At 72.6% G+C, this 24,805-nt stretch carries 28 protein-coding genes and 1 pseudogene; 11 read left to right on the top strand and 18 right to left on the bottom strand.

What is annotated here, in order from left to right; all coding sequences use genetic code 11:
* Positions 1 to 35 precede the first annotated feature (35 nt).
* Entirely contained in the window at positions 36 to 1,022 is a 987-nt protein-coding gene (locus ACZ6EG_RS22695) for a GlxA family transcriptional regulator (protein ID WP_469607015.1), read from the top strand.
* 51 nt (positions 1,023 to 1,073) lie between these two features.
* Here ACZ6EG_RS22695 and katG read toward each other — a convergent pair whose 3' ends face one another.
* Both katG and ACZ6EG_RS22705 read right to left on the bottom strand, forming a co-directional pair.
* Positions 1,074 to 3,290 (bottom strand): catalase/peroxidase HPI, encoded by a 2,217-nt coding sequence (gene katG, locus ACZ6EG_RS22700; RefSeq protein ID WP_356610193.1) that lies wholly within the window; start codon positions 3,288 to 3,290, stop codon positions 1,074 to 1,076.
* Between the two features lie 23 nt (positions 3,291 to 3,313).
* Positions 3,314 to 3,760, bottom strand: coding sequence for a Fur family transcriptional regulator (locus ACZ6EG_RS22705; protein WP_391970527.1), 447 nt, complete (start codon positions 3,758 to 3,760; stop codon positions 3,314 to 3,316).
* A gap of 202 nt (positions 3,761 to 3,962) precedes the next feature.
* Between ACZ6EG_RS22705 and ACZ6EG_RS22710 the strand changes: the two genes are divergently transcribed.
* Positions 3,963 to 5,063: a DUF475 domain-containing protein gene (locus tag ACZ6EG_RS22710; RefSeq protein WP_469607020.1), complete on the top strand. Its 1,101-nt coding sequence runs from the start codon at positions 3,963 to 3,965 to the stop codon at positions 5,061 to 5,063.
* Positions 5,064 to 5,130: 67 nt separating this feature from the next.
* On the opposite strand, the gene ACZ6EG_RS22715 is transcribed toward ACZ6EG_RS22710, so the two are convergent.
* The 7 genes from ACZ6EG_RS22715 to ACZ6EG_RS22745 form a co-directional block, all read right to left on the bottom strand.
* Positions 5,131 to 6,291 carry an oxygenase MpaB family protein gene (locus ACZ6EG_RS22715; RefSeq protein ID WP_469607025.1) on the bottom strand — a complete coding sequence of 387 codons (1,161 nt, stop codon included), beginning with the start codon at positions 6,289 to 6,291 and terminating at the stop codon, positions 5,131 to 5,133.
* Positions 6,292 to 6,304: 13 nt separating this feature from the next.
* Positions 6,305 to 7,363, bottom strand: coding sequence for a polyprenyl synthetase family protein (locus ACZ6EG_RS22720; RefSeq protein WP_469607028.1), 1,059 nt, complete (start codon positions 7,361 to 7,363; stop codon positions 6,305 to 6,307).
* Positions 7,356 to 7,640, bottom strand: a complete 285-nt coding sequence (locus ACZ6EG_RS22725) for a polyprenyl synthetase (protein WP_391970531.1) — start codon at positions 7,638 to 7,640, stop codon at positions 7,356 to 7,358. Before ACZ6EG_RS22725 ends, ACZ6EG_RS22720 begins: the two co-directional genes overlap by 8 nt.
* Positions 7,641 to 7,907: 267 nt before the next feature.
* Entirely contained in the window at positions 7,908 to 8,981 is a 1,074-nt protein-coding gene (locus ACZ6EG_RS22730; protein ID WP_469607033.1) for a polyprenyl synthetase family protein, read from the bottom strand.
* A gap of 113 nt (positions 8,982 to 9,094) precedes the next feature.
* Positions 9,095 to 9,217, bottom strand: coding sequence for a type B 50S ribosomal protein L36 (gene ykgO / locus ACZ6EG_RS22735; protein WP_356610186.1), 123 nt, complete (start codon positions 9,215 to 9,217; stop codon positions 9,095 to 9,097).
* A gap of 43 nt (positions 9,218 to 9,260) precedes the next feature.
* A complete protein-coding gene (gene rpmG, locus ACZ6EG_RS22740) occupies positions 9,261 to 9,425 on the bottom strand; it encodes a 50S ribosomal protein L33 (RefSeq protein ID WP_383638658.1) in 165 nt (54 codons plus the stop codon).
* Between the two features lie 240 nt (positions 9,426 to 9,665).
* The gene (locus tag ACZ6EG_RS22745) at positions 9,666 to 10,610 is read right to left on the bottom strand and encodes a TIGR01777 family oxidoreductase (RefSeq protein ID WP_391970533.1); all 945 of its coding nucleotides are present in this window, start codon (positions 10,608 to 10,610) and stop codon (positions 9,666 to 9,668) included.
* A 159-nt stretch (positions 10,611 to 10,769) separates the two neighbouring features.
* Between ACZ6EG_RS22745 and ACZ6EG_RS22750 the strand changes: the two genes are divergently transcribed.
* Positions 10,770 to 11,609 (top strand): lysozyme, encoded by an 840-nt coding sequence (locus tag ACZ6EG_RS22750; RefSeq protein ID WP_391970534.1) that lies wholly within the window; start codon positions 10,770 to 10,772, stop codon positions 11,607 to 11,609.
* A gap of 24 nt (positions 11,610 to 11,633) precedes the next feature.
* Here ACZ6EG_RS22750 and ACZ6EG_RS22755 read toward each other — a convergent pair whose 3' ends face one another.
* The 3 genes from ACZ6EG_RS22755 to ACZ6EG_RS22765 form a co-directional block, all read right to left on the bottom strand.
* Entirely contained in the window at positions 11,634 to 12,356 is a 723-nt protein-coding gene (locus ACZ6EG_RS22755; RefSeq protein WP_469607038.1) for an FAD binding domain-containing protein, read from the bottom strand.
* A gap of 180 nt (positions 12,357 to 12,536) precedes the next feature.
* Positions 12,537 to 13,340, bottom strand: coding sequence for an alpha/beta fold hydrolase (locus ACZ6EG_RS22760; protein ID WP_469607043.1), 804 nt, complete (start codon positions 13,338 to 13,340; stop codon positions 12,537 to 12,539).
* Positions 13,341 to 13,417: 77 nt separating this feature from the next.
* Complete coding sequence (locus tag ACZ6EG_RS22765; protein WP_391970537.1) at positions 13,418 to 14,143, bottom strand: class I SAM-dependent methyltransferase; 726 nt, start codon at positions 14,141 to 14,143, stop codon at positions 13,418 to 13,420.
* Positions 14,144 to 14,488: 345 nt separating this feature from the next.
* Between ACZ6EG_RS22765 and ACZ6EG_RS22770 the strand changes: the two genes are divergently transcribed.
* The 3 genes from ACZ6EG_RS22770 to ACZ6EG_RS22780 all read left to right on the top strand — a co-directional run bounded on the left by ACZ6EG_RS22770 (position 14,489) and on the right by ACZ6EG_RS22780 (position 16,231).
* Positions 14,489 to 14,704, top strand: coding sequence for a hypothetical protein (locus ACZ6EG_RS22770; protein WP_356610179.1), 216 nt, complete (start codon positions 14,489 to 14,491; stop codon positions 14,702 to 14,704).
* A gap of 123 nt (positions 14,705 to 14,827) precedes the next feature.
* Positions 14,828 to 15,433 carry a flavodoxin family protein gene (locus ACZ6EG_RS22775; protein ID WP_469607047.1) on the top strand — a complete coding sequence of 202 codons (606 nt, stop codon included), beginning with the start codon at positions 14,828 to 14,830 and terminating at the stop codon, positions 15,431 to 15,433.
* Between the two features lie 234 nt (positions 15,434 to 15,667).
* A complete protein-coding gene (locus tag ACZ6EG_RS22780; RefSeq protein ID WP_391970538.1) occupies positions 15,668 to 16,231 on the top strand; it encodes a Dps family protein in 564 nt (187 codons plus the stop codon).
* 88 nt (positions 16,232 to 16,319) lie between these two features.
* Here ACZ6EG_RS22780 and ACZ6EG_RS22785 read toward each other — a convergent pair whose 3' ends face one another.
* Both ACZ6EG_RS22785 and ACZ6EG_RS22790 read right to left on the bottom strand, forming a co-directional pair.
* Positions 16,320 to 16,487: a hypothetical protein gene (locus ACZ6EG_RS22785; RefSeq protein WP_391970539.1), complete on the bottom strand. Its 168-nt coding sequence runs from the start codon at positions 16,485 to 16,487 to the stop codon at positions 16,320 to 16,322.
* A 33-nt stretch (positions 16,488 to 16,520) separates the two neighbouring features.
* Positions 16,521 to 16,877: a PRC-barrel domain-containing protein gene (locus ACZ6EG_RS22790; protein ID WP_391970540.1), complete on the bottom strand. Its 357-nt coding sequence runs from the start codon at positions 16,875 to 16,877 to the stop codon at positions 16,521 to 16,523.
* Between the two features lie 192 nt (positions 16,878 to 17,069).
* On the opposite strand from ACZ6EG_RS22790, the gene ACZ6EG_RS22795 reads away from it, so the two are divergent.
* The 3 genes from ACZ6EG_RS22795 (at position 17,070) to ACZ6EG_RS22805 (ending at position 19,325) form a co-directional block, all read left to right on the top strand.
* Complete coding sequence (locus ACZ6EG_RS22795) at positions 17,070 to 17,423, top strand: STAS domain-containing protein (protein WP_391970541.1); 354 nt, start codon at positions 17,070 to 17,072, stop codon at positions 17,421 to 17,423.
* On the top strand, positions 17,420 to 18,349 hold the full coding sequence (locus ACZ6EG_RS22800) for an anti-sigma factor RsbA family regulatory protein (RefSeq protein ID WP_391970542.1): 930 nt from the start codon (positions 17,420 to 17,422) through the stop codon (positions 18,347 to 18,349). Before ACZ6EG_RS22795 ends, ACZ6EG_RS22800 begins: the two co-directional genes overlap by 4 nt.
* Before the next feature lie 130 nt (positions 18,350 to 18,479).
* The gene (locus tag ACZ6EG_RS22805; RefSeq protein ID WP_391970543.1) at positions 18,480 to 19,325 is read left to right on the top strand and encodes an RNA polymerase sigma factor SigF; all 846 of its coding nucleotides are present in this window, start codon (positions 18,480 to 18,482) and stop codon (positions 19,323 to 19,325) included.
* A gap of 10 nt (positions 19,326 to 19,335) precedes the next feature.
* Here the strand turns inward: ACZ6EG_RS22805 and ku are convergent, their stop codons facing one another.
* A complete protein-coding gene (gene ku / locus ACZ6EG_RS22810) occupies positions 19,336 to 20,613 on the bottom strand; it encodes a non-homologous end joining protein Ku (protein WP_469607054.1) in 1,278 nt (425 codons plus the stop codon).
* Positions 20,614 to 20,815: 202 nt separating this feature from the next.
* Between ku and ACZ6EG_RS22815 the strand changes: the two genes are divergently transcribed.
* On the top strand, positions 20,816 to 21,937 hold the full coding sequence (locus ACZ6EG_RS22815) for a lipid II:glycine glycyltransferase FemX (RefSeq protein WP_391970544.1): 1,122 nt from the start codon (positions 20,816 to 20,818) through the stop codon (positions 21,935 to 21,937).
* Between the two features lie 14 nt (positions 21,938 to 21,951).
* Here the strand turns inward: ACZ6EG_RS22815 and ACZ6EG_RS22820 are convergent.
* From ACZ6EG_RS22820 to ACZ6EG_RS22830, 3 genes and pseudogenes are all read right to left on the bottom strand, one after another.
* Positions 21,952 to 22,140 (bottom strand): annotated as a pseudogene (locus ACZ6EG_RS22820) (SAM-dependent methyltransferase); the annotation flags it as partial.
* Positions 22,141 to 22,205: 65 nt separating this feature from the next.
* Complete coding sequence (locus ACZ6EG_RS22825) at positions 22,206 to 23,402, bottom strand: GDSL-type esterase/lipase family protein (protein WP_469607057.1); 1,197 nt, start codon at positions 23,400 to 23,402, stop codon at positions 22,206 to 22,208.
* 60 nt (positions 23,403 to 23,462) lie between these two features.
* Positions 23,463 to 24,032: a TetR/AcrR family transcriptional regulator gene (locus ACZ6EG_RS22830; RefSeq protein ID WP_361014865.1), complete on the bottom strand. Its 570-nt coding sequence runs from the start codon at positions 24,030 to 24,032 to the stop codon at positions 23,463 to 23,465.
* Positions 24,033 to 24,228: 196 nt separating this feature from the next.
* Here ACZ6EG_RS22830 and ACZ6EG_RS22835 point away from each other — a divergent pair, with 196 nt between their 5' ends.
* The gene (locus ACZ6EG_RS22835; protein ID WP_469607062.1) at positions 24,229 to 24,801 is read left to right on the top strand and encodes a DUF488 domain-containing protein; all 573 of its coding nucleotides are present in this window, start codon (positions 24,229 to 24,231) and stop codon (positions 24,799 to 24,801) included.
* The last annotated feature ends 4 nt before the right edge of the window (positions 24,802 to 24,805 follow it).

Here is a 24,805-nt window from a genome sequence, read left to right on the forward strand (position 1 = left end):
CTGGCCAGATGGACAGCGAGTGAAAGAATCTGGTCATGACTGATGGACGAGGCCGGGCACCGCACCGGGTGGCGGTGTTCGTGCGCCCCGGGTTGCTGCCGATGAAACTGGGCATCGTGCACCGGCTGTTCGGGACGGCCGCCGACGAGGACGGACGGCCGCTGTACTCGGTGCTCACCTGTGCGAGCGCGCCGGGCGAGGTCGCCACCGACACGGACTTCAGCGTGCACGTCCGGCACGGGCCACAGGTCCTGGAGAGCGCCGACACGGTGGTGGTGCCGGCGGCCGTGGAGGACTACGGGCCGCAGGAGCGGGGGCGGCTGGCCGACCCGGTGCGGGCGGCGCTGGAGCGGGTCCCGGCCTCCGCCCGGCTGGCGTCCATCTGCACCGGCTCCTTCGTACTGGCCGCGGTCGGCGCGCTGGAGGGGCGCCGGGCCACGACGCACTGGAAGTCGTGTGCCGAACTGGCCTCGCTGTACCCGGAGGTGGACGTCGATCCGGACGTGCTCTACACGGACGACCGCGGGGTGCTCACGTCGGCCGGCGTCGCCGCGGGGATCGATCTGTGCCTGCACATGATCCGCGACGATCACGGCGTGGAGGTCGCGAACCGGGTGGCGCGCGGGACCGTGGTGCCACCGCATCGCGAGGGGGGCCAGGCGCAGTACGTCGACCGGCCCGTCCCGCAGGCCGACGACGCCTCGACGGCCGCCGCCCGGACCTACGCGCTCCAGCGGCTGGGCGAGCCGCTCACCCTGGAGGACCTCGCACGGCAGGCGGCGATGAGCGTGCGGACCCTCAACCGGCGGTTCCGGCAGGAGACCGGGGTGACGCCCATGCAGTGGCTCGGCCGGCAGCGCCTCGACTACGCGCGGCGGCTGCTGGAGCGCAGCGACGAGCCGGTCGACCGCATCGCCGCCCGCGCCGGGTTCGGCACCGGGACGGCGATGCGCCAGCACTTCCGCGAGGCGCTCGGTGTGTCGCCCCGGGCGTACCGCAACACCTTCCGCGGGACGGCGTAGTGCGAGGTGTCCGGGCCGGCCAACGGGCGGGCCGGCCCGGACACCGGCGGATCAGACCAGGTCGAAGCGGTCGAGGTTCATGACCTTGACCCAGGCGTCGACGAAGTCGTGGACGAACTTCTCCTTGGCGTCGTCGCTCGCGTAGACCTCGGCGAGCGCCCGCAGTTCGGAGTTCGACCCGAAGACCAGGTCGGCGCGGCTGCCCGCCCACCTGACCTCGCCGGTGGCGGCGTCACGGCCCTCGAACGTGGTCTGGTCCTCGGACGTCGACTTCCAGGTGACGCCCAGGTCGAGCAGGTTCACGAAGAAGTCGTTGGTCAGCGAGCCCGGCGTCCTGGTGAAGGCGCCGAGCTGGGAGTTCTGGTAGTTGGCGCCCAGGACCCGCAGGCCGCCGACGAGCACGGTCATCTCGGGCGCGCTCAGGGTGAGCAGGTTCGCCCGGTCGAGCAGCAGGTACTCGGCCGGCAGGCGGTTGCCCTTGCCGAGGTAGTTGCGGAACCCGTCGGCGACCGGCTCCAGCGCCTCGAACGACTCGGCGTCGGTGTGCTCCTCCGTGGCGTCCACCCGGCCCGCGGTGAAGGGGACCTGCACCTGGAAGCCCGCCTCCTTGGCGGCCTTCTCCACGGCGGCGGTGCCACCGAGGACGATCAGGTCGGCCAGGGAGACCTTCTTGGCGCCGGAGTTGAACTCCTGCTGGACGCCCTCCAGGACCCGCAGGACCTGGGCCAGCTCGTCGGGCTCGTTGACCTCCCAGCCGCGCTGCGGCTCCAGGCGGATGCGGGCGCCGTTGGCACCGCCGCGCTTGTCGCTGCCGCGGAAGGTGGACGCCGAGGCCCAGGCGGTGGACACCAGCTGCGAGACGGACAGGCCGGACTCGAGAAGCTTGGTCTTGAGGGTGGCGACGTCCTCGGCGTCGAGGGGCTCGCCGTCGGCCTCCGGCAGCGGGTCCTGCCAGAGCAGGGTCTCCTCGGGCACCTCCGGACCGAGGTAGAGGGACTTCGGGCCCATGTCGCGGTGGGTCAGCTTGTACCAGGCGCGGGCGAAGGCGTCCGCGAACTCCTCGGGGTTCTCGTAGAACCGGCGGGAGATCGGCTCGTAGATCGGGTCGTAGCGCAGCGACAGGTCGGTGGTGAGCATCTTCGGGCGGTGCTTCTTCGACGGGTCGTGCGCGTCCGGGACGATCTCCGGGGCGTCCTTGGCCACCCACTGGTTCGCACCGGCCGGGCTCTGCTCCAGCTCGTACTCGAACTCGAAGAGGTTCTTGAAGAACCCGTCGCTCCACCGGGTCGGGGTGGACGTCCAGGTGACCTCCAGACCGGAGGTGATGGCGTCACCGCCCTTGCCCGTGCCGAAGGTGTTCCGCCAGCCCAGGCCCTGCTCCTCCATGGTGGCGGCCTCGGGGTCGGCGCCGACGTGGTCGGCCGGGCCGGCACCGTGGGTCTTGCCGAAGGTGTGGCCGCCGGCGATCAGCGCGACGGTCTCCTCGTCGTTCATCGCCATGCGGCGGAACGTCTCGCGGATGTCGCGGGCGGCGGCGATCGGGTCCGGGTTGCCGTTGGGGCCCTCCGGGTTGACGTAGATCAGGCCCATCTGGACGGCGCCGAGCGGGTTCTCCAGCTCGCGGTCGCCGCTGTAGCGCCGGTCGTCGAGCCAGGTGGTCTCGGGGCCCCAGTAGACGTCCTCCTCGGCCTCCCAGACGTCGGCGCGGCCACCGGCGAAGCCGAAGGTCTCGAAGCCCATCTGCTCCAGGGCGACGTTGCCGGTGAGGACCAGCAGGTCGGCCCAGGACAGGCTCTGCCCGTACTTCTTCTTGACCGGCCACAGCAGGCGGCGGGCCTTGTCGAGGTTGCCGTTGTCGGGCCAGCTGTTGAGCGGCGCGAACCGCTGCTGTCCGGCGCCGGCGCCGCCGCGGCCGTCGCTGATCCGGTAGGTGCCCGCGCTGTGCCAGGCCATGCGGATCATCAGCGGGCCGTAGTGGCCGAAGTCGGCGGGCCACCAGTCCTGCGAGGTGGTGAGGACCTCGGCGATGTCGCGCTTCACGGCCGGCAGGTCGAGCGACCCGAACGCCTCGGCGTAGTCGAAGTCGTCACCCAGCGGGTTGGCCACCGCGGGGTTCTTGGCGAGGATCTTCAGGTTGAGCCGCTCCGGCCACCACTGGCGGTTTCCGCCCCCCTGGGTGGGGTGCGGGGCGCGTCCGTGGGCGACCGGGCAACCACCGGTCTCCTCGGTTTTCGCGTCGGTCACGATGGCGTCGTGGTTCTCGGACATGGACATCCTTCCGGAGGGGCGGATCAAGGTGCTGGGGTACTGCCGGGGGTGGAGCAGTCGGGACACAGGCCCCGGTAGATGACCTCGGCCTCGTCTATCGCGAAGCCGTGGTCGTCGGAGGCGGTCAGACAGGGCGCCTCGCCGACGGCGCAGTCGACGTCGGCGAGGGCGCCGCAGGACCGGCACAGGACGTGGTGGTGGTTGTCCCCCACCCGCCCCTCGAACCGCGCCGGGCCGCCGGGCGGCTGGATGCGGCGCACGAGCCCCGCCGCGGTGAGCGCGTGCAGCGCCTCGTACACGGCCTGCAGGGAGACGTGGCCCACGCGCAGGCGCACCTGGGCGGCGGCCGCCTCGGCGTCGAGGTGACCGCCCCGCCGGACGGTCTCGAGCAACGCGACACGGGCTGCGGTCACGCGTAGGCCGGCCCCGCGCAGCTCCGAGGCGACGTCCGTATCCCGGGATGCGGTCATGGCGGGAACCTACTCCGCCAAACACGAAAGCCTCAAGGAAACGAACCGATCAATTTCGGTGACGGTCCGGTGCGGCGGGGCGACGCCGTGCCGGGCGTGCCCCGGTGGCGGTGAACGATCGTGGTAGACAACGTGGGTGCGGGGCACTGGCAGGGAACGCCGCATCCGGCACAGCGCGACAACAGGAGTGAGTGAGTAGCCCGTGCTATTGAAGACGTTCCGTTGGGCCTTCGCCGTCACCGCCCTGGGCCTGGCCGTGGGGGTGCTGTACGACGGGTGGACCGCCTTCGGCCTGGTCGCGATCCTCGCCGTGCTGGAGATCTCCCTGTCCTTCGACAACGCGGTGATCAACGCCGGGATCCTGAAGAAGATGAGCGCCTTCTGGCAGAAGATCTTCCTCACCGTCGGCATCCTGATCGCCGTCTTCGGGATGCGCCTGGTCTTCCCCGTCGTCATCGTGGCGGTCAGCGCCCGGCTGAGCCCGTGGTCCGCGGTCCACCTGGCGCTCACGGACAAGGAGCGCTACCAGGAGCTGGTGACGGACGCCCATCCGTCGATCGCCGCCTTCGGTGGCATGTTCCTGCTCATGATCTTCCTCGACTTCGTCCTCGAGGACCGCGAGATCAAGTGGCTCGGTCCGCTGGAGCGCGCGCTGGCCAAGCTCGGCAGGGTGGACATGCTGTCGGTCTGCGTCGCCCTGGTCGCGCTGCTCGTCTCCGCCGTCACCTTCGGCGCCCACGCCCACCAGCACGGCGGCATCCACGCCGACAAGGCGCAGACGGTGCTCCTCGCCGGGGTCGGCGGCCTGATCACGTACATGGTCGTCGGCGGTCTCTCCGGCTTCTTCGAGGGCCGGCTCGAGCGGGAGGAGGAGCGCGAGCGCGAGGCCGGGACGGCGGCGGCGCGTTCCGGCGGGAACCGTTCGGCCGTCGCCCTCACCGGCAAGGCCGCGTTCTTCATGTTCCTCTACCTGGAGGTCCTGGACGCGTCGTTCTCCTTCGACGGCGTCATCGGCGCCTTCGCCATCACCAACGACATCGTGCTCATGGCCCTGGGCCTCGGCATCGGCGCCATGTACGTCCGCTCGCTCACCGTCTACCTGGTCCGCCAGGGCACCCTCGACGACTACGTCTACCTGGAGCACGGCGCCCACTACGCCATCGGCGCCCTCGCCGTCATCCTCCTGGTCACCATCCAGTACGAGATCAACGAGATCGTCACCGGCCTCATCGGCGTCCTCCTGATCGGCGCCGCGTTCTGGTCCTCCGTGCGCCGCAACCGCGCCCTGACCGCGGCTTCCTGACGCCGGAGGCGGCGGGACCGCCGACCGCGGGACCGTGGGCCCGGCGGCCGGGCTGCCGGGGCCCGCCTCAGGAGACGGTCGCGGGCGGCGGGGTCCAGCGCCGGGTGCGGGCCGCGGCGCCCGAGACGCCGTAGTCCTTCCTCAGTTGCTCGGGGATGGCGTAGTGCATCACGCGTCCGCGGGTGAGGGAGGACAGTTCGAGGACCGTCGTGAGGTGGCCGATCCGGTCCAGGGCCCACGCGCCCAGCGGCGAGCGGTCCTCGATGGTCTCCAGGACGCCCAGGAGGTGCGGAGCCGCCTTCACCAGGGTGTCCCAGGTGGTGCGGGGCACTTCCAGCCAGTCGGCGCACGTGTCCCCGACGAGGTAGCGGATCAGGGCCGAGACCACCGGGTCGAAGAGGGTGCCGGGGACCACTTCCTCGTACAGGTCGATCAGCTGCCGCGTCAGGTGGGCGCCCTCCTCGGAGGGGCCCATGTGGCGCAGCATGTACAGGTCGAGGAACCGGCGCGCCTCGTCGAGCGTGCCGGGGACGGCGTTCTGGTCGACACCGAGCATGGCGCCGACCACGCGCCAGGCGTAGAAGTACGCGTCCGCCCCTTCGGCCGACATGTGCACACCTAGGCGGTGCAGGCTGTCCAGGACCAGCAGGGAGAAGAACATCTGCCCGCCGATCATGTCCTCCTGGCAGATCGGTACGCCCAGGGCCTCGGTGTCCCAGCGGTCCTCCCGCCTCAGGTGGTGGCGGATGGCGGCGTGCAGCAGACGTACCTTCTGGGCGGCCGGGATGAAGCGGCCACCGGCCTCGAAGGCGTCCGGTTGCATGAGGTAGACGGTGAACTGGCCGGTCTCCGCCATGCGTTTGGAGGGGTAGTTCAGACCGTGGGTGGCGGACAGCAGCCTGGCCACGTGCGGGACGACGTAGCAGGCGGGCATGGACGCGAAGGACAGCGCGGTGGAGATGTGCACGTTGTTGTCGATGAAGAAGAGGCGGGCCTTCTCCATCTCGCTCCAGTCCACCCAGTCGGGCGGGGTGGCCGTCGCCCGCAGGTACTCCCTGGCGACCCCGGGCAGGCCCTCCGGCAGCGCCTGGCCGGTCGTGGAGACGTAGCGCATCAGGGAGTTGAACGTGCCGATCTCGCCGCGCTCGAACAGGGTGGCCACGACGGCGTCGGCCAGGTCGTCGCCGCTGCGGCGCAGGGCGTCCATCGAGGTCTCGGTGTAGGTCATCGCGGTCTCCTCGTCAGTGGATGCGGTCGGTGGCCTGCTGGGCGAGTGCGTGCAGCGCCCGGCGCGCGTGCGGGGGCGTGTCGGCACGGTCCAGGGCGCGGGTGGCCTGTTCCACCCGGGCGCCGATCATCCGCTCGACGCGCTGCGGTGCCTTCAGCTCCCGCATGAGGGCGCGCACGTCGCGCAGGTGCGTCTCGTCCAGGTCGTCACGGCCCAGCACCCCGCTCAGCCGCTCCCGCTGGGACGCGTCGGCGGCCCGCCAGGTCTCGGCCAGCAGTGCGGTGGGCCGGTGGGCCCGCAGGTCGTCCAGGCCCGCCTTGCCGGTGCGCTCCGGGTCCCCGAAGAGGCCGAGCAGGTCGTCGCGGAGCTGGAAGGCCTCGCCGAGCGGCAGGCCGTAGGCGGAGTAGGCGTCCCGCAGCCCGGGGCCGGCGCCGGCGAGCAGGCCACCGATGAGCAGGGGGTGTTCGACGGTGTACTTGGCGGTCTTGTACCGGACGACCTTGAGCGAGGTCCCGGTGTCCGGTCGTCCGCCGGTGTGCAGGATCTCCAGGCACTCGCCGGCGATGAGTTCCCGGGCGAGTTCGCCCCACAGCCCCCGGGCGCGGGCGAGGTAGGCGCCGGGCAGGCCGCTGCCGGCGAACAGCCGTCCCGCGAGGGCCATCAGGTGGTCGCCCACCAGCATGGCCAGGGACCGGGCGGCGGTACGGGCCCGCCGGCGGCCGTCCCGGGCCAGTACGGCTTCCAGGGCGACGTGGGCGGTGGGCAGACCGTGCCGCAGCGGACTGTCGTCGATGAGGTCGTCGTGGACGATGGCCGCGGCGTGCACGAGCTCCATGGCGGCCGCCGCTCGCACCAGCGCGTCGTCGTCGGGCTGCCCGGCCGCTCGCCAGCCCCAGTAGCAGAAGGCGGCCCGCAGCCGCTTGCCGTGCCCGGCGGCGCCGCGCAACTGCTCGGCCACGGGGGTGAGGGCGTCGTCGACGGCCCCCAGGTGACCGGCCTCCTCGTCCACGAAGCTGTGCAGCACGCCGTCGACGCGGACCTTGAAGGCGGCCGGGTCCCAGCGGTCAGTCATCGACGCCGTCGGCCGCCCGTCGCCCGCGCGCGTGCCGGGCGAGTACCTCCAGGTGGGCGGGCGGCACGTTGGTGCACCGCTCCAGGGCCAGCCTGCCCCGGGCCTGGAGGTCCTGTTCGGCCTCCCGCACCAGGTCGGCGGTGTCCGAGCGGCGCAGGAGACCGCGCACCGCGCCCACCGCCGACCCGAGGGTGCTCACCGCCAGGTCGGCGAGTCCGGCGACCACCAGCACGGCCTGGTCGTCCCGGCCTCTGCCCCGTCGCGTCGCGTGCGTCATGCTTCTCCCCGGAGATCGCGTCGTCAGCGATGCGCCTGGTCGACGGCGCATCCGGTCCGATCATGACCGGGCAGAACGGACGAAAGATCGCGAATACCCCTTCGAGCGATGCGGGGAACTGGCGAGCGACGAGAGCGACCTCGCGTCGGGCGGGCTGTTCAGTCGTCCGAGGCCCCTCCCCCGGCGCTCCTCCCGGAGCCCTCGGGCCGCGCGCCGGCCCGCCGCCGGGGCCGCGGCGGCACCGCTCGCGCCCGGCGCGGCCTCGGATCACCCGGCCCGCTCGACGCTCCACGCCGGCAGCCGCTCGAAGAAGTCGACCGCCTCCTCGCGCCACCGCGGACGCCAGCCCGCGGCCACCAGGCCGGCCTGCTCGGCGTGGCGCCGCATGTCCGCCCGCATGAGGGAGGCCACGCCGCGACGCTCACCGATCTCCCGGACGGCGGCGACGGTCTCCGGGGCGCAGGCACGGTCCCCGAGAGCCTCCTCCACGAGGGTGCGCTCGGCACCGCTCGTCGCGGACAGCAGGCGGGCCACGGTGTAGCTGTGCCTGCCCTCGCGGAGGTCGGTGCCCGTCGGTTTGCCCATGGCGGCCGGGTCGCCGAAGAGGTCCAGATAGTCGTCACGCATCTGGCCGCAGATGCCGACCAGTCGCGCGTAGCGACGCAACTCCTCGTCGTGGTCGGCCGGTTGTCCGCCCGCGGCCAGGAGCCCGAGGTACAGCGGGGCGAGGACCGAGTAGCGGGCGGACTTGTGGTCGGCCACGTCGTGCAGGACCTCGTCGTCCGGGGCGACGGGCGCGAAGTCGCGCTCCAGGTCGGCGATCTGCCCCACGAACGTGTCGGTCGCGGCACGTGTCTGGACCTCGACCATGGCCTGCCGCACCTCGACCGGGAGCTCGGCGTCCAGCAGCACGCGCAGGGAGAGGGCGAGCGCGAGGTCCCCCGCGAGGACGGTGAGCCCGAGCGCGGCCTGCGGGTGCCGGGGGAACCGCTCCCGGTAGGCGTAGTAGGTGGTCGGTCCTCCCCGGCGGGTGGCGCTGTCGTCGATGAGGTCGTCGTGCACCAGGCCGTGGGTCTGCAGCAGCTCGATGCTCAGGGCGGCGGCGTCCAGCCCCGGGACGGGCTCGTCCCGCACCAGGCGCGCGGCCTCGTGCAGCAGCACGACCCTCATCCGCTTGCCGCCCCGCAGGGAGAGGTCGCGCAGCAGTTCCAGGCACTCCGGCGTGAACCGGCTGAAGGACGGCGCCTCCAGCGTCGCGCCCAGCGTCCCGAAGTACTCGGCGAAGAGCGCGTTGAAGAGGCGCTCGCACCGGGCGGCACGGTCCAGCGGCTGCTCGGGCATGGCGAGGTCCTCCTGGGGCCGGGCGGGTGACGCTCAGCAGTGTGCCAGGTGGCCCGGACACGGCGGGGCCCGGCTCCGCCGTCGCGGGGCCGGGCCTCGGGGTCACTCGCGGTTCAGCCCTGGCGGGCCTTGAAGCGCGGGTCCTTCCTGTTGATCACGTAGGTCACGCCGTGCCGGCGCACCACCTGTGCGCCCGGCCTGGCCTTCAGCGAGCGCAGGGACTTACGCACCTTCATGATCGCCTCCTCGCTCCGTCGCTCCGTCGCTCCGTCGCGCCGTTCAGCGTTCCTCGCGGAACGGAACGTGCTGTCCCGCCACCGGGTCGTACTTGCGCAGGACGAGCCGGTCGGGGTCGTTGCGTCGATTCTTGCGCGTCACGTACGTGACGCCGGTCCCGGCCGTCGACCTCAGCTTGACGAGCGGGCGTGCGGTGCTGCGTGCCATGGTGCTCCTTCCGACCGCGGCGCGGGCTGCCGATCCGTCCCGCGCATGTCGGTCAGCGGCGTCAACAGTGCCGTCCGGCGGTCCATTCCCGGGAGTCCGCCGCCCGGCCGAGACGGCGGCGGCGCTCGGTCCGGGCGCACCGCCGGGCCGCGCCCGGAGGGGCTGCGCTTTCGGGCGCCCCGCCGCTCGGGACCGCGGTCCGGCGCACGGGCCACGAGCCGGTCCGGTCGTGCCGCCGGCTCACCCTCGCCCACGCACCCGCCGTACGAGGTCCTCGGCCGCCCGGGGCCACGCGGGGTGGTCGAAGGCGAAACCCGCGTCGAGCAGACGGCCGGGGACGACGCGCCGGCTCTTGAGGAGCAGTTCGGTGTCCGAGCGCAGGACCAGGGCGCCGAGTTCGGCCATCCACCGCGTGGCGGGCAGGCCCACCGGTACGCCCCGCGCCTGCCGCAGGGCGCGCATGAAGGCCCGCTGCGGCAGGGGGGCCGGAGCGGCGAGGTTGACCGGGCCGGTGAGGTCGTCGCGGGCGGCCAGGAAGTCGAGGGCGCGGACGAAGTCACGTTCGTGGATCCAGGACACGTACTGTGCGCCGCCCGCGACGGGGCCACCGAGTCCGAGGCGCGCCATCCACAGCAGGACGTCCAGCACGCCGCCCCGGTCGGGGCTCATCACCATGGCGGAACGCAGGGCGACCTTGCGGGTGTGCGGGGTGTCGGCGCGCTCCTGCTCCCGTTCCCAGGCCCGTGCGATGTCGACGCTGTAGGACCAGTAGGCCGGCACATCGGGCTCCCGGCCGCCCATCACACCGGTGGCCTCGTCGTGGGGCGCGTCGAAGCGGTGGGCGTAGACGGTGGCGGTGCTCATCTGCAGCCAGACCCGGGGCGGCTCGGCGGCCGCCGCGATCGCCTCGCCCACGACGCGCGCGGAGTGCACGCGCGAGTCCCTTATGGCCCGCAGGTTGGCGGGGGTGTAACGGCAGTTCACACTGCGGCCGGCCAGGTTGACGACCAGGTCGCTGCCGTCGACCTCCTTGCACCAGTCCCCCGGCGTCCTGCCGTCCCACGGGACCTCACCGGGCCGCTGCGGCCGGCGGCTGAGCACCACGACCTCGTGTCCGGCCGCGGTCCAGGCACGCTTCAGCACCGTCCCGACCTGCCCCGTCCCCCCAGGGATCACGATTTTCATGGGCTGCTCCCCCTTCGTCGTACGGCGACCCTATCCCAGATTTGAACACGTTCAAACCGATGCGTCGGCAGGGTGTCACCCCGCGGTGGGGCCCGCCCCCAACACCGTCTGGACGAGCGTGGGATGCGGTCCGGCGCGACAGCGGATCGGATGGGTGCCATGCGCAGACCCATAGCCGTGGCGTCCAGCCACTCCCGTCGCCTGCTCACCTCAGGCGTCCTCCTCGCCGTCCCGTCCCTCCTCCTGACCGCGTCCGCGGTCCCCGCGTCGGCCGACGGGACGGGCACGACGCCCGTCCGCGGTTCCGCCCACATGGGCATGGGGGTCCTGGCCCACGAAGGGGTCCAGGGACGGCCCGCCGCGACCCGGGCCACCCAGACCGAAGGGGTCGACGTCTCCAGCCACCAGGGCGACGTCGCGTGGCCGACCCTCTGGAGCAGCGGGGTCAAGTGGGCCTATGTGAAGGCCACCGAGGGGACCTCCTACCGCAACCCGTACCACGCCCAGCAGTACGGGGGTTCGTACGACGTCGGCATGATCCGCGGCGCGTACCACTTCGCGACCCCGGACGGCGCCGGCGGTGCCGCCCAGGCCGACTACTTCGTGGACCACGGCGGCGGCTGGTCCAAGGACGGCCGGACGCTGCCGGGGGTGCTCGACATCGAGTACAACCCGTACGGGGACACCTGTTATGGCAGGACGGCGAGTCAGATGGTCACCTGGATCGGCGACTTCCTGGACCGCTACAGGGCGCGCACCGGCCGTGACGCCGTGATCTACACCTCCACCAACTGGTGGAAGCAGTGCACCGGGGACTACAGCGGCTTCGGCGCGACCAACCCGTTGTGGATCGCCCGGTACGCCTCGACCCCCGGTCCCCTCCCGGCCGGCTGGGACTACCACACGATGTGGCAGTACACCTCCTCCGGACCGACCGTCGGGGACCACGACAAGTTCAACGGCACGCTGGACCAGGTCAAGGCGCTGGCCAACGGCTGAGGCCCGCCGGTCCGGGCGGCTCCGTCAGCGCTCGGGGAGGGAACCCAGGACGTCGGCGACCTGCTCACGCACCACGTCCCGCGCCCCGGGCGGCAGCGCGCCGACGTCCGTGCTCCGCAGCAGGTCGAAGACCTCGTCGGCGTCCGCGTGGCACGGCGCGGTCCCGTCGAGCACCTCGTAGCCGTCGCGCACGGCGACCCGCAGTCGCCTCGGGCCCCCGTCCTCGGCGTGCACGGCGGTGGCGACCACCAGTGGCGGCGGTCCACCGGCCTCGGCGGGCTGCTTGCGGTACCCGCTGGCCAGCGGGGTGCGCCAGCGCAGGCCCAGCAGCAGAGGGCGCTTGGCGACGACCTCCGGCAGATCGGTCTCGTAGGCCCCCTCGGGTCCCAGCACCCTGGCACGGGCGTCCAGCACCAGGGCCGCGGGCAACAGGCACCGCAGGCTGCTGCCGACCAGGTTGCCCCCGACCGTGGCCGTCCGGCGTACGGCTCCGGTGCCCACGGTGCCGGCCGCCCCGCGCAGCACCTCCGGTACGCGGTCGCCAATGCGGTGCAGCACCACGGCCGCCCCCAGTTCCTCGGGCCCGACCGCGGACGCCTCCGGCAGCTCGCGCAACGACATGGCCAGTTCGGGGAAGCCGTCCCGCTGCCAGGTGGCCCACACGAGGGTCGCCCCGCCTATGGGCACCGCTCCCTGTGCCATGCACTCCTGCGCTTCGGACACGGACGTGGGCAGACGCAACAGCATGGCGATCGACCTGCTTTCCCCGGAGGGCGGCGGTCGGTCGGCACCGCGCCTCCCGCCGCGTGATCACGGTCATTGCGCATTCTCCGTACCCCCGCGGGGGCGCGTACAGGGCTCACTCATGCACCATGTGCGCTGTTCGCGCGCCGGAGTACCACGCCGAACCAGCCTCGCCCGAGCGGCTCACCCCAGCGTGGCCAGGAACTCCAGCAACGCACGGTTGAACTGCTCGGGTCGCTCGGCGCCCGGGAGATGGCCGGCCCGGTCGACGACGACCAGGGTGGAGTGCGGCACGAGCCCCCGGATGGCCTCTGCCTCCGCGACGGGGGTGTAGACGTCGTCCGCGCCGACGACCACGAGGACCGGTGCCTCCACGGCGGCCAGGACGTCCCGGTAGTCGGGGCGTTCGGCCCGCCCGCGCAGCGCGGCCGCGGCACCGCGGGGATCGGTGGCGCGCATCATCTCCAGGACGCGGGCGGCCACGTCCGGCAGGGCGGTGACGTTGTAGGCGGCGAGCATCCTGTCGATGACCTCGTCCGCGTAACCGTCCATGCCCTCGGCGAGGAGACGGTCGGCCAGCCGGTTGCGGAACTCCTTGCCCTCGGCGGTCTCGGCGGGCGCGGAGGTGTCGGACAGGACGAGGGCCCGTACCCGGTCCGGGTGGCGCAGCTGGAACTCCATGGTGATCTGACCGCCCATGGAGACGCCGCCGACCACCGCGCGGCCGACACCCACGTGGTCCAGGAGCGCGGCGAGGTCGTCGGCGAAGTCGGCGAGCAGGACCTTGCCGGGCGTCACGCTGCTGCGACCGTAACCGCGCAGGTCGGGGGCGACGACCCGGTGGCCGGCCGCCGTCAGCGCCTGCACCTGGGGCGCCCACAGGGAGCGGTTGAAGGGGTGCCCGTGGATCAGGAGGACCGGGAGTCCGGCCGAGGGACCGGAGTCGTCGTACTCGATCGTGGCGCCGCGCACGGTTACGGAGTTCATTCCCGGCACCCTAACGGGGGCGCCGCACCCCCGGGGCGGAAGCGTGCGGGCGTCTCCGCCCGCACGGTCTCGCCGTCCTACGGGCGTCGTGCGACGAAGACGAACTCCCGTCCCTCGCGGTCGGGGGCTCCGCGCACCTCCTCCAGCACGTAGCCCCGCGCCGCCAGGTCCGCCTCGACCTCCTCCCGCTGCCGGAAGCGCAACGTCGAGTCGGAGGTGAGCACTTCGCCGTCGGAGCCGAAGACGTAGGTCCAGCGGAAGCGGACCAGCGGCCACCGCACCTCCGTCAGCCGGCACCAGCTCTCCACCGTGCCCTCGCCGGGCACCTCCGTGACCCGGTACGTCCGCTCGCGGTTCCACCCCTCCCAGGCGCGCCGGGCCGGATCCCGCGTCTCGAACACCAGGCGCCCGCCCGGCCGCAGGGCCTCGTACGCGCCACGGAGCGTGGCGTGCCACGCGCCGGGGTCGGTGATCTCCTGGGAGGCGTTCGCCGTCATGGTCGCCAGATCGACCCGCAGCGCGGGCAGCGAGGCCGCGTCGCCCTCGATCCACCGCACCCGGTCACCGCCCGGCTTGCGCCGCGCCACGTCGACCGAGGCACCGGCGGGATCGACGCCGACGACCTCGACGCCGCGGCCGGCCAGCAGCAGGGCGAGCACTCCCGTGCCGCAGCCGATGTCCAGCACCCGCCGGGCCCCGAACTCCTCCGCCATGCGCAGGTAGGCGTCGAGGTCACCGCGATCGGGGTCGAGGGCGTCGTGGACGGCGGCGAGCCGTGGATGCCGGAAGCACTCGTCAGCCATGCGGCCGACCGTAGCCGAAGGCCCCGGCGCGGTGGCCCGCGCGCCGGCACCGTCCGACGCGGACACGCCGGCGTCGTCCGCCTCCGGCCGTCGGCCTGGGGCTCCGCACTGGCCTCACGTGCGGTCGGCCGGAGGGGCTCCCGGGTTCCCGGAACCGCCGGTCCGACCGAAGCAGCGGAGGCGGACGCGGGAGCATCGGCGCACGGCCGCCGCCCGCCGTGCCTCCGCGCCCGGCCGGAGGACGCGTCCCCGGCCGCCCCGCCGGGTATCCCCCAGGCACGCCCCGCCGACCGCCGGTGCGGACCCGGGCGCGGACACCCCGTCTCCCACGGAAGGCGAACCGGAATGACCGACCCTCACAGCCTGGAGCCCGTCGCCACGTTCTGCGGCAACTGCGACTGCGGCTGCCCCCAGTTGTTCGTCGACCCCGCCGCCCCGGCGGAGCGACGGATCGTCCTGACCGACGACTTCGGGCAGCGCGTGCAGATGAGCGCCGACCAGTTCGCGTCGCTGGTCGACGAGGCCAAGCAGGGCAGACTCGACGGGATCGCCCTGCCCTGAGCGGACACCACGGGGCCGCCGCCCACCCACCCGTCCCGGCCGCGCCGTCCGGCGCGCGTCCGGGCGGGTGAACGCTCACGCGATCGGACGATCGAGAGCGCCACCGCGGGGAAGGGGGGATCCATGCACGCACTCGTCATCAACTGCACCCTCAAACCCTCCCCGCAGCCGTCGAACACCGAGGCTCTCGCCTCCACGGTCATCGCGGCACTGAAAGGCCACGGCGTGGAGGTGGACGTCGTCCGGGCCGTCGACCTGAACCTGAAACCCGGGGTCGAGACCGACATGGGTGAGGGCGACGACTGGCCGGGCGTGCACGAGAAGCTGCTGTCGTCGCAGATCCTGATCATCGCCTCGCCGACCTGGCTCGGTCGCCCCTCCTCCGTCGCCCAGCGGGTCCTGGAACGCATGGACGCCATGCTCAGCGAGACGGACGACGAGGAGCGCCCCGTCGCCTACAACCGCGTCGCCGGGGTCCTGGTCACCGGGAACGAGGACGGCGCCCACCACGTGATCAGTGAGATCAGCGGCGGGCTCACGGACATCGGCTACACCATCCCCGGCCAGGCCTGGACCTACTGGCACCTCGGCCCCGGGCCCGGTCCCGACTACCTCGACGACGACCGGGGCCACGACTGGTCGACCTCCACGGGCCGGGCCATGGCGTCCAACCTGGTGCACGCGGCGCGCGCGCTCGGCGCGATGCCGCTGCCGGCTCCGCCGTCCTGACGTCCTCCCCGGCGCCCGACCCGGAAGGGCGGTCACGGGCCGGCACGCCCGGGCGCCGCGGACCGGGGCGGGGTGAGGAGGACGGTGGCCTGCGGACGGTTGACCCACCGCAGCGGGGAGACCCGTCCTTCCGGGGAGGGGCGCAACGACCGTGCATGTCTGCCGCCGCGGATGCGGGGCAGTCGTGCACGTGCGACAACGTACGAAAAACGCATGAGGAGGCTGAGGTCCGACATGACGCACGATCTGACCCCGAAGTACACGGTCCCCGGCATCGAGCGCGAGGCCGCCGGACGACTGATCGGCGTGCTGCGGCTGCGTCTGCACGCCCTCAACGACCTGCACCTGACCCTCAAGCACGTGCACTGGAACGTCGTGGGGCCGCACTTCATCGCCGTGCACGAGATGATCGATCCGCAGGTCGACCAGGTACGCGAGATGGCCGACGACGTCGCCGAGCGCATCGCCGCCCTCGGCGGGGTGGCGCAGGGGACGCCCGGGGCCCTGGTCTCCGAGCGGAAGTGGGACGACTACTCCATCGGACGCGCCGACGCCATCGCCCACCTCGGTGCGCTGGACGTCGTCTACACCGGCGTCGTCGAGGGCATGCGCGCGGCGGTCGAGGAGGCGGGCAAGATCGACCCCGCCACGGAGGATCTCCTGATCGGCCAGCTCAGGGACCTGGAGCAGTTCCAGTGGTTCGTCCGCGCCCACCTGGAGAACTCCGGCGGCACCCTGGCGACGGGCAGCGCGACGTCCGAGGCGGAGGCCGCCAAGCGCGGCGCGGAACTCGCCTAGGGCCTCCATGCGGCGCACCGGCGCGGCCCCCCGTCCGGGGCCCCCGCCGGTGCGCGGCCCCGACGGGGGCCGCGCCGCCGGAGCGTGCTCAGCGCGTGGGACGCCCCCGGCGCCGTCCGATGAGCACGCCGACGAGGATCAGGTCGAGGACCAGCAGCACGGCGCCGACGACGAACAGGTAGAACAGTCCCTCGGCGGCCACCCCGATCACGCACAGGACCAGCGCCACCAGCAGCAGCAGGAGAAAGAGGCTCACGGTCGTCTCCCCTCGGAGCGTCTCGTAGGTGGGTCAGCGACGGCCGAGCCGGCGTTCACCGCGGGTGCCCTGCTCGTACGGCAGACCGTAGTGCGCGAAGACCGCGCCCTCGTCCTCGGCGGCCAGTTCACCGTCCGGATCGATGCCGGGCGCGTCCTTGACCAGGCCCTTGTCGTAGGTCACCTTCAGATAGCCCGGTCCGACGACGGCCTTGTCCACCGGGACGAACACCAGCCGCCGACGGGTCGGCAGACCGATCGTGACCGCGACGAACGCGGGCAGGTCGGTGGTGGTGTCGACATAGACCGATTCCAGGGTCCCGATCTTGCGGCCACCGCTGTCGACGACATCATGGCCTCGCCAGTCCCGAATGTTCTCAGCTTCGAACATGCCCGTTCTTCCCTTCCTAGGACGCGCTCACTGTCTTGTTCCCCGCCTCGCGGTCTTGTTCCCCGCATCGCGCCGACGTCGCCCGCAGTGTTCCCCCTCGGACGCCGGGCGCCCGGTCGCGGTAGGCTGCGTGGCCGGAAGAGGCACCCGGGACACGCACGGCGCCCGGCGGAATTCCGAAGGAGATCGAGTGTGGATGCCACAGGTCCCGCGGACGGCTCGCCACAGGTGCGGAGCGGCCCCGTGCTGGAAGTGGGCCCCCTGCCCGGACGGCCGGGCATCCGGGCCAGTGGAGAGATCAGCGTGACCACACGCCGGTCGTGGGAGAACGCTCTCACCGAGATGTCCCGACGGCACGCCGACGTGTCGTACGTCGAGCTGTCCGGCGTACGCTTCGTCGACGTCGCCGGTGTGACGGCGCTCGCCGTCACAGCCATGAACCTGCCGGGCGGGCGGGTGGTGGTGGAGCAGCCGCCACCGCAGCTGCCCCGGGTACTGGAACTGTTCTGGCCGTCCCTGAACCGGATCGAGGTGGCCCCGCGATGAGTACGGTGACCACCGAGGAGACCTTCTCGCATCCAGCGCTGTTCTACCGCTCGGAAGGCGAGTACGCCGACCGGACCGTGACGTTCGTGCGGGACGGGCTGGCCGCCGGCGAACCGGTCGCGGTGGCCGTGCCCGCCCCCAACCTGGAGCTGATCCGCGGAGGGCTGGGACCGGACGCGCGTGACGTCACCTTCCTGGACATGACCGAGGCCGGCCGCAACCCGGGGCGGATCATCCCCGGTGTCCTGCGGGCGTTCGCGGACACGCACCCGCGGGGACGGGTGCGCATCATCGGCGAGCCGATCTGGGCCGGGCGCAGCGCGACGGAGTACCCGGCGTGCGCCCAGCACGAGGCGTTGATCAACGCGGCCTTCACGGGCCGTGCCGCCACGATCCTGTGCCCGTACGACGAGACCCGGCTGGCCCCGGACGTCCTGGCGGACGCCCTGGTCACCCATCCGACGGTCATCACCGCGGGTCACGAGCGGGTCAGTGAGACCTACGACTGGCCCGAGGTCGTCGCCCGCTACAACGAGCCGCTGGAGCCCACCGCGGGTGCCGACGTCCTCTCCTTCGGCGCCGAGGAACTGCCCGAGGCACGCCGCTTCGCCGTGGACCGGGCGTCCGGGCTGGGCCTGTCCAGGCGTCGGCTCCAGGACGCGGAGCTGGCGGTGTCGGAGCTGACCACCAACAGCGTCCTCCACGGTGGTGGCAGGGGCACGCTGGCGGTCTGGGCGGAGGCGGGACAGGTGGTGTGCGAGGTCCGGGACAAGGGGCGGCTCACGGACCCGCTCGCCGGCCGCCGTCCCGCCGAGCGGGGGCAGATCGGTGGGCGCGGCCTGCTGCTCGTCCACTACGTCGCGGATCTGGTGCGGGTGCACACGACGGACGACGGCACCGTGGTCCGGTTCTACCTCGGCCTGTGAGGGTGCGGATGCCGGCTCCGGCGGACAGACCATGAAAAGCATGCATGAGGGTCATGAGCCGGGGTAGGCGCAGTCTCGTCGGCCGACAAAGCCGGCAGTGACGGGGGCCGATCGACTGGGAGGGAACATCATGGCGACGATGACCGCACGGATCACCGAGCACACCACCACGGGCATGCCGGAGGTGGCGGACCCGTCCAAGGTGGCACCGAAGGACGCGCGGGAGTTGTCGAAGCTCTTCTTCCAGCAGCTGACGGTCCTCGAAGAGGGCACGCCGGAATACCAGTACGCGCGCAACACCCTCATCGAGATGAACATGTCCCTGGTCCGCTTCGCGGCCGGCCGGTTCCGCAGCCGCGGACCGGAGGAGATGGAGGACATCGTCCAGGTCGGCATGATCGGCCTGATCAAGGCCATCGACCGCTTCGAGCTGACCCGCGAGGTCGAGTTCACCTCCTTCGCCGTGCCCTACATCGTCGGTGAGATCAAGCGCTTCTTCCGCGACACCTCCTGGGCCGTGCACGTGCCCCGCCGCCTGCAGGAGGCCCGCGTCCAGCTGGCCCGGGCCACCGAGGAGCTGCGCAGCCGGCTGGGCCGCAACCCCACCACCAAGGAACTCTCCGAGCTGATGAGCCTGCCGGAGGACGAGGTCGTCGAGGCCCGCCTGGCGGCCAACGGATACAACTCCGCCTCCCTCGACGCGGCCATCAGCGGCAGCGAGGACGGCGAGTCCGCCCTCGCCGACTTCATCGGCGCCGACGACGCCACCCTCGCCCTGGTGGACGATTTCCACGCGCTCGCCCCGATGATCGCCGAGCTGGACGAGCGCGACCGCCAGATCATCCACTGGCGCTTCGTGGAGGAGCTCACCCAGAAGGACATCGGCGAGCGCCTCGGCGTCTCCCAGATGCACGTCTCCCGGCTGATCTCCCGCCTGCTGGCCCGCCTTCGCGAAGGCATGCTGACCGAGCACTGAGCCGTGCGGCTCAGGCGGCGGCCGTCCTCCTGCGGCGGCCCCCGGCACCGCTGAGGGCGTCGATGAGCTGTTCGCGGCTCATCCTCGACCGTCCGGTGACGCCCTGGTCACCGGCCTTCCGGTAGAGCTCCGCCTTGCTCAGCTCCCGCAGGTCGCTCCGCTTCTCCCTCGGAGGCGTCCTGCGGGAGGAGGCCGCGGCCTTCTTCCGCGGTGCGGAGGACCGCTTGCCGGGAGCGCTCCTCGTGTCGGCCGTCGACCGTCCGCCGGCCCCGCTCCCGCTCTTCGCGGACGCCGGCTTCTTCTTCCCGGGCCCCTGCTTCTTCTCCGCGGGGGCCTGTCGGCTTTCCCCGGGCCCCTGCTTCCTCTCCGCGGAGGCCCGCTTCCTCTGCTTCTTCTCCGGGGACGGCCGGTCGCCCTGCCCGCCCTTCGCGGACACCCGCCCACCGCTGCCGCCGGCCTGCTCCAGACTGCCCCGCAGGGCTTCCATCAGGTCGACGACGTTCGTGGCCCGGGGCGCTTCCTCCGCGACGGCGACCTCCTGGCCCTCGGCCTTCGCCCGCACCAGCTCGCGGACCTTCTCCTGGTACGTGTCGCGGTACCGGGCGGGGTCCCAGGGACCGCTCAGGGCGTCGACCAGTCGCAGCGCCATGTCCAGCTCCTTGCCCCGTCCCGCCCGGTCCTTCGGCAGCTCGGGCAGTTCCTCGACCGGGTCCCGGACCTCGTCGGCCCAGTGCAGGGTCTGGAGCACCAGGACCTCGTCCTCGGCGCGGAGGGCGGTCAGGTACTGCCGGTTGCGCATGACGAAGGTGGCGACGCCGGTCTTGCCGGTCTCCGCGAGGGCGGTGCGGAGGAGTTCGTAGACCTTGAGGTACTCCTTGCCGCGCGGGGCGACGTAGTAGGTGCGGTCGAAGTAGACCGGGGCGATCCGGTCCAGGTCGACGAAGTCGGTGATCTCCAGGGTGCGGGAGCGGCCGGGTGCGATCTCCTCCAGTTCCTCCGGCTCCACGACGACGTACTCGCCCTCGCCCACCTCGTAGCCCTTGACGATGTCACCGGCGTCGACCTCCTCGCCGGTGCGCTGGTTGACCCGTCTGTTGCGGATGCGGTCCGAGGTGCCGCGCTGCAGCTGGTGGAAGTGGACCGTGTGGTCCTGCGTCGCCGTGAACACACCGACGGGCACCGACACCAGCCCGAAGGTGATCACACCCGTCCAGATCGCCCGTGCCATGGCCGTCCGCTCCGTCCGCTCCGCCGTCCGCTCCACCGCCCAGGCCGGCCACGCTGCCACCGCGGTGGCCGCTTCGCGCGCCGGGCGGGGCACACGGGTCACGGGTCGGTGCGGCCCGGCGCGCGGGCGGGCGCCGCCGCACGAACAGCCGGTAGCCCGCGCGGATCGGCCGCCTTCGGTATTCCCTGTGACATGGGGACGGCGATCGCACCGGCGCCTCGGCCCGTCCCCTCCGTCGACCTCCGACCGAAGGGCCACACCCATGACCTGTCACCTGAAGGCGATCACCCGCGAGGAGCACCTGCGCTTCGTCGCCGCCCGGTCTTCCGTGAGTCACCTGCAGACCCCGGCGTGGGGAGAGGTCAAGCCGGACTGGCGGGCGGAGAGCCTCGGCTGGTTCGACGAGGGCGGCGACCTGGTGGGGGCCGGACTGGTGCTGCTGCGGGCGTTGCCGGGGGTCCGGCGGCATCTGGCGTATCTGCCCGAGGGACCGGTTCTCGACTGGGCCGCGCCGGACCTGGAGCGGTGGCTGGAGCCGATGCTCGCCTACCTGAAGGGACGGGGCGCCTTCTCGGTGCGGATGGGGCCGCCGGTGGTGGCGCGGCGCTGGAGCGCCGAGACGGTCAAGGCGGCGATCGCCGACCCGGAGGCCCGGCGGCTGGGCGACGTGGAGCCCACCGTGCGGGAGCCCGCGGCCGACGGCGTCGCCGAACGGCTGCTCCGCATGGGCTGGCGGCGGACCGAGCCCGGGGGCGAGGACGGGTTCGCCGCGGGCCAGCCCCGCTACGTGTGCCAGCTGCCCCTCGCGGGACGCTCGCCGGACGAGATCCGCAGCGGTTTCAACCAGCAGTGGCGCCGCAACGTCAAGAAGGCCGAGAAGGCGGGCGTGAAGGTGGTCCGCGGCGACCAGGAGGACCTGCCGACCTTCTACGAGCTGTATGCGGAGACGGCCGAACGGGACGGGTTCCTGCCGCGTCCCCTCCCGTACTTCCAGCGCATGTGGACCGCGCTGACGGCCGAGGACCCGGACCGCATGCGCCTGTACCTCGCGCACCACGACGGGGAGGTGCTCGCGGCCGCCACGATGCTGACCGTCGGCGAGCACGTCTGGTACTCCTACGGAGCCTCCACCGCCCGCCGCCGCGAGGTGCAGCCGAACAACGCCCTCCAGTGGCGGATGATCTGCGACGCCCATGAACTCGGCGCGGCCGTCTACGACTTCCGCGGCATCACCGACACGCTGGACGAGGACAACCACCTGCTCGGGCTGCTGCGGTTCAAGACCGGCGCCGGCGGTGAGGCCGTGGAGTACCTGGGCGAGTGGGAGTATCCGCTCAACAGGGTGCTGCACAGGGCCCTGGGGCTCTACATGTCGCGGCGCTGACGCCGCCCCCGCGGTCAGTCGGCGGGTTTCTCCCACACCGACACGTGGCGGCGGCTCTCGTGGGTGAACGGCTCCCCGCTCCACCCCTCCCACCGGTCGCGAAGGCGCATCCCGGCGATCCGGGCCATCAGGTCGAGCTCGGCGGGCCAGACGTACCGGAACGGGATCGCCGCGTGCTCGGCACGTCCGTCCACGACGGTGACGTTGCCCCGGGGCAGCAGCCGCAGTTCGCGCGAGCGCCTCGGTTCCCTGCCTCGGTCCCGGCCCTTCAGGGTCCGCCGGCTCGGCGTCCGTCCGCGAAGGCGCCGTCGCCGGTGAAGGCCAGTGCGGCGAAGCGTTCGCCGATGCGGCGGTGGGTGGCCGCGTCCGGGTGGAGGTTGTCCGGCAGCGGCAGCTCGGCGGAGTCGGCCTCGCCGTAGAGCGCGCGGCCGTCGAGGTGGTACAGGTTCGGGTCGTCGGCCGTGCGCTGCGCGACGATACGGGCCAGCTCGTCCCGGATGACGTTCAGGGTGAGTTTCCCGCTCGCTCGTTCCGCCGGGTCGCCCATGGCCACGAAGCGCATCCGCCCCTCGCCGAGGCCGGTGAGGTCGGGGGCGAGGGGGCCGGGGGTGTCCTCGTGGACGGGGCACAGGATCGGCGAGACGACCAGCAGCGGGACGGTGGGGTGCCCCTCGCGGACGGTGTCGAGGAAACCGTGCACGGCGGGGGCGAAGGCACGCAGCCGCATGAGGTCGTGGTTGACCACGTTGATGCCGATCTTGACGCTGATCAGGTCGGCCGGGGTGTCCCGCATGGCCCGCGCCGTGAACGGGTCCAGCAGGGCGCTGCCGGCCAGTCCGAGGTTGACGAGTTCCACACCGCCGAGGGACGCGGCGAGCGCCGGCCAGGTGGTGGTGGGACTCGCGGCGTCCGAGCCGTGACTGATCGAGCTGCCGTGGTGCAGCCAGACCCTGCGTCCGGGGTCGGGGGCGGGTGTGACGGGAGCGTCGGTGCGCAGGGCGACGAGTTCGGTGGTCTCGTTGTGCGGCAGCCAGATCTCGATGTTCTTGCTGCCTTCGGGCAGGCCGGTGAAGCGCAGTGTGCCGACCGGGCCGGGCTCGACCGCCGCCGTGCCGGTGGTCATGTCGATGGTCAGGGTGTTGCCGCCGACGACGGTCCCCCGGCCCGCCGGGCGGCCGTCGACGAGCAGGTCGTAGACGCCGTCCGGACGCGGCGGGGCTCCGGCGTAGACCCGCTTGGTGGGCAGCGTGTCCAGTTCGAGCGCGGTGGCCCGGGTGCGCAGGGCGAGTCGGACGCCGGACGGCTGGGACTCGGCCATGGCCAGTTGTCCGTCGGTGTTCTGCGCGCGGGCCCGGGCGGGCAGCCGGTGCGGCAGCAGGCCGTGCTCGGTGCGTTCGACGTCGAGGGCGCCGCGCAGGAGTTCCCGCGTGATCGGCGTGGTGATCCAGTCGTGGTCGGTGTTCATGCCGCCTCCGGCCGATGGGTGGTTCGGGATGTGCACAGCGCGGGCTTCAGGCTGCGCGGCTCACTGTGCGGGCCAGTTGCGCAGCAGGGCGTCGAGGGCGTCCACGATGCGGGTCCAGGTCTCCTGGCTGTCGGGGGCGCTGTGGCTGAAGCCTCCGGCCAGCTCGAGGCTGACGTAGCCGTGGAAGACGCTGCCCAGCAGTCGGACCGCGTGGGTCTCGTCGGGTTCGGTCAGGTGGTAGCCGCGCAGGATCGCCCGGGTCATCCGGGCGTGGCGGACGCCGGCGCTGTCCGCCGCCGTCTCCGGGTCCAGGCGCAGCCGGGCCGCCGCATAGCGGCCCGGGTGCTCCCGAGCGTAGTCGCGGTAGACGTCCGCGAAGGCGGCGAGGGCGTCCTTGCCGGCCCGTCCCGCCAGTGCCGCGGCTGCCCGGTCGGCGAGTTCGGCGAGGGCGAGCAGGGCGATCCGGGTCTTGAGGTCCTGGGAGTTGCGCACGTGCGAGTACAGGCTCGCGACCTTGACGTCGAAGTGCCTGGCCAGGGCGGAGACCGTCACCTGGTCGAAGCCCACCTCGTCGGCCAGGTCCGCACCCGCCCGCACCAGTCGGTCGGTGGTCAGCCCCACACGCGCCACAGTCCCGTCCTCCCGCTTGCCTCCACCTATTATGCAATTACCTAAAGCTTTTAGGCAACGTGCCCTTGAGCAACCCGCGCTCGGGCACCGGGTGAGCGGCACGGTCCGTTCGGTCGGTTCCGGGACGGAGACCGGCGGACAAACGGCCGTCGGCGGCCGCAGGCATGAGTGCCGGCGGTGCGGGGACCCCGACCACATGTCCCAGCCCCGTCTGGTCACGTTCGGACACGGCACCGCGGGCCGCACGGCCCTGGCGGAACTGCTGCGCGGTGCCAGCGTGACCGCCGTGGTCGACGTCAGGACCGCGCCGGGCAGCCGGCGCGACCCCGACCTGCTGTGCGAGCGGCTGGCGCGGTGGTTGCCGGAAGAGGGGCTCGCCTACCGGTGGGAGCGGCGGCTGGGCGGGTTCCGCAGGCCCGCGCCGGACTCGCCCGACGTCGTCTGGCGCAACGCCTCGTTCCGGGGCTACGCCGGTCACACCCGTTCGCCGGAGTTCGTCGCCGCCATGGACGCGTTGCTGGACCAGGTGTCGCGGGAACGCACCGCGGTGATGTGCGGCGAGGCGGTGTGGTGGCGGTGCCACCGACGCCTCGTCGCGGACTTCGCCGTGCTGGCCCGGGACCGTCCCGTGGCCCACCTCATGCACGACGGCCGCCTCACGGCGCACTCCCCCACCCCGGGGGCGCGTCTGCGGGCGGACGGACTCCTGGTCTACGACGACGAGGAGGCGGCGGCGATGCCCGTGGCGTCGCGGCCGGGGCGGCCCTAGACGT

This window comes from Streptomyces sp. NPDC041968 (assembly GCF_055589025.1).

What these genes read in the sequence shown, in the direction of transcription:
- ACZ6EG_RS22695 (WP_469607015.1), top strand. Translation starts at nt 36, where the DNA reads ATGACTGATGGACGAGGCCGGGCACCGCACCGGGTGGCGGTGTTCGTG.
- katG (WP_356610193.1), bottom strand. Translation starts at nt 3,290, where the DNA reads ATGTCCGAGAACCACGACGCCATCGTGACCGACGCGAAAACCGAGGAG.
- ACZ6EG_RS22705 (WP_391970527.1), bottom strand. Translation starts at nt 3,760, where the DNA reads ATGACCGCATCCCGGGATACGGACGTCGCCTCGGAGCTGCGCGGGGCC.
- ACZ6EG_RS22715 (WP_469607025.1), bottom strand. Translation starts at nt 6,291, where the DNA reads ATGACCTACACCGAGACCTCGATGGACGCCCTGCGCCGCAGCGGCGAC.
- ACZ6EG_RS22720 (WP_469607028.1), bottom strand. Translation starts at nt 7,363, where the DNA reads ATGACTGACCGCTGGGACCCGGCCGCCTTCAAGGTCCGCGTCGACGGC.
- ACZ6EG_RS22725 (WP_391970531.1), bottom strand. Translation starts at nt 7,640, where the DNA reads ATGACGCACGCGACGCGACGGGGCAGAGGCCGGGACGACCAGGCCGTG.
- ACZ6EG_RS22730 (WP_469607033.1), bottom strand. Translation starts at nt 8,981, where the DNA reads ATGCCCGAGCAGCCGCTGGACCGTGCCGCCCGGTGCGAGCGCCTCTTC.
- ykgO (WP_356610186.1), bottom strand. Translation starts at nt 9,217, where the DNA reads ATGAAGGTGCGTAAGTCCCTGCGCTCGCTGAAGGCCAGGCCGGGCGCA.
- rpmG (WP_383638658.1), bottom strand. Translation starts at nt 9,425, where the DNA reads ATGGCACGCAGCACCGCACGCCCGCTCGTCAAGCTGAGGTCGACGGCC.
- ACZ6EG_RS22745 (WP_391970533.1), bottom strand. Translation starts at nt 10,610, where the DNA reads ATGAAAATCGTGATCCCTGGGGGGACGGGGCAGGTCGGGACGGTGCTG.
- ACZ6EG_RS22750 (WP_391970534.1), top strand. Translation starts at nt 10,770, where the DNA reads ATGCGCAGACCCATAGCCGTGGCGTCCAGCCACTCCCGTCGCCTGCTC.
- ACZ6EG_RS22755 (WP_469607038.1), bottom strand. Translation starts at nt 12,356, where the DNA reads ATGCTGTTGCGTCTGCCCACGTCCGTGTCCGAAGCGCAGGAGTGCATG.
- ACZ6EG_RS22760 (WP_469607043.1), bottom strand. Translation starts at nt 13,340, where the DNA reads ATGAACTCCGTAACCGTGCGCGGCGCCACGATCGAGTACGACGACTCC.
- ACZ6EG_RS22765 (WP_391970537.1), bottom strand. Translation starts at nt 14,143, where the DNA reads ATGGCTGACGAGTGCTTCCGGCATCCACGGCTCGCCGCCGTCCACGAC.
- ACZ6EG_RS22770 (WP_356610179.1), top strand. Translation starts at nt 14,489, where the DNA reads ATGACCGACCCTCACAGCCTGGAGCCCGTCGCCACGTTCTGCGGCAAC.
- ACZ6EG_RS22775 (WP_469607047.1), top strand. Translation starts at nt 14,828, where the DNA reads ATGCACGCACTCGTCATCAACTGCACCCTCAAACCCTCCCCGCAGCCG.
- ACZ6EG_RS22780 (WP_391970538.1), top strand. Translation starts at nt 15,668, where the DNA reads ATGACGCACGATCTGACCCCGAAGTACACGGTCCCCGGCATCGAGCGC.
- ACZ6EG_RS22790 (WP_391970540.1), bottom strand. Translation starts at nt 16,877, where the DNA reads ATGTTCGAAGCTGAGAACATTCGGGACTGGCGAGGCCATGATGTCGTC.
- ACZ6EG_RS22800 (WP_391970542.1), top strand. Translation starts at nt 17,420, where the DNA reads ATGAGTACGGTGACCACCGAGGAGACCTTCTCGCATCCAGCGCTGTTC.
- ACZ6EG_RS22805 (WP_391970543.1), top strand. Translation starts at nt 18,480, where the DNA reads ATGGCGACGATGACCGCACGGATCACCGAGCACACCACCACGGGCATG.
- ACZ6EG_RS22815 (WP_391970544.1), top strand. Translation starts at nt 20,816, where the DNA reads ATGACCTGTCACCTGAAGGCGATCACCCGCGAGGAGCACCTGCGCTTC.
- ACZ6EG_RS22825 (WP_469607057.1), bottom strand. Translation starts at nt 23,402, where the DNA reads ATGAACACCGACCACGACTGGATCACCACGCCGATCACGCGGGAACTC.
- ACZ6EG_RS22835 (WP_469607062.1), top strand. Translation starts at nt 24,229, where the DNA reads ATGTCCCAGCCCCGTCTGGTCACGTTCGGACACGGCACCGCGGGCCGC.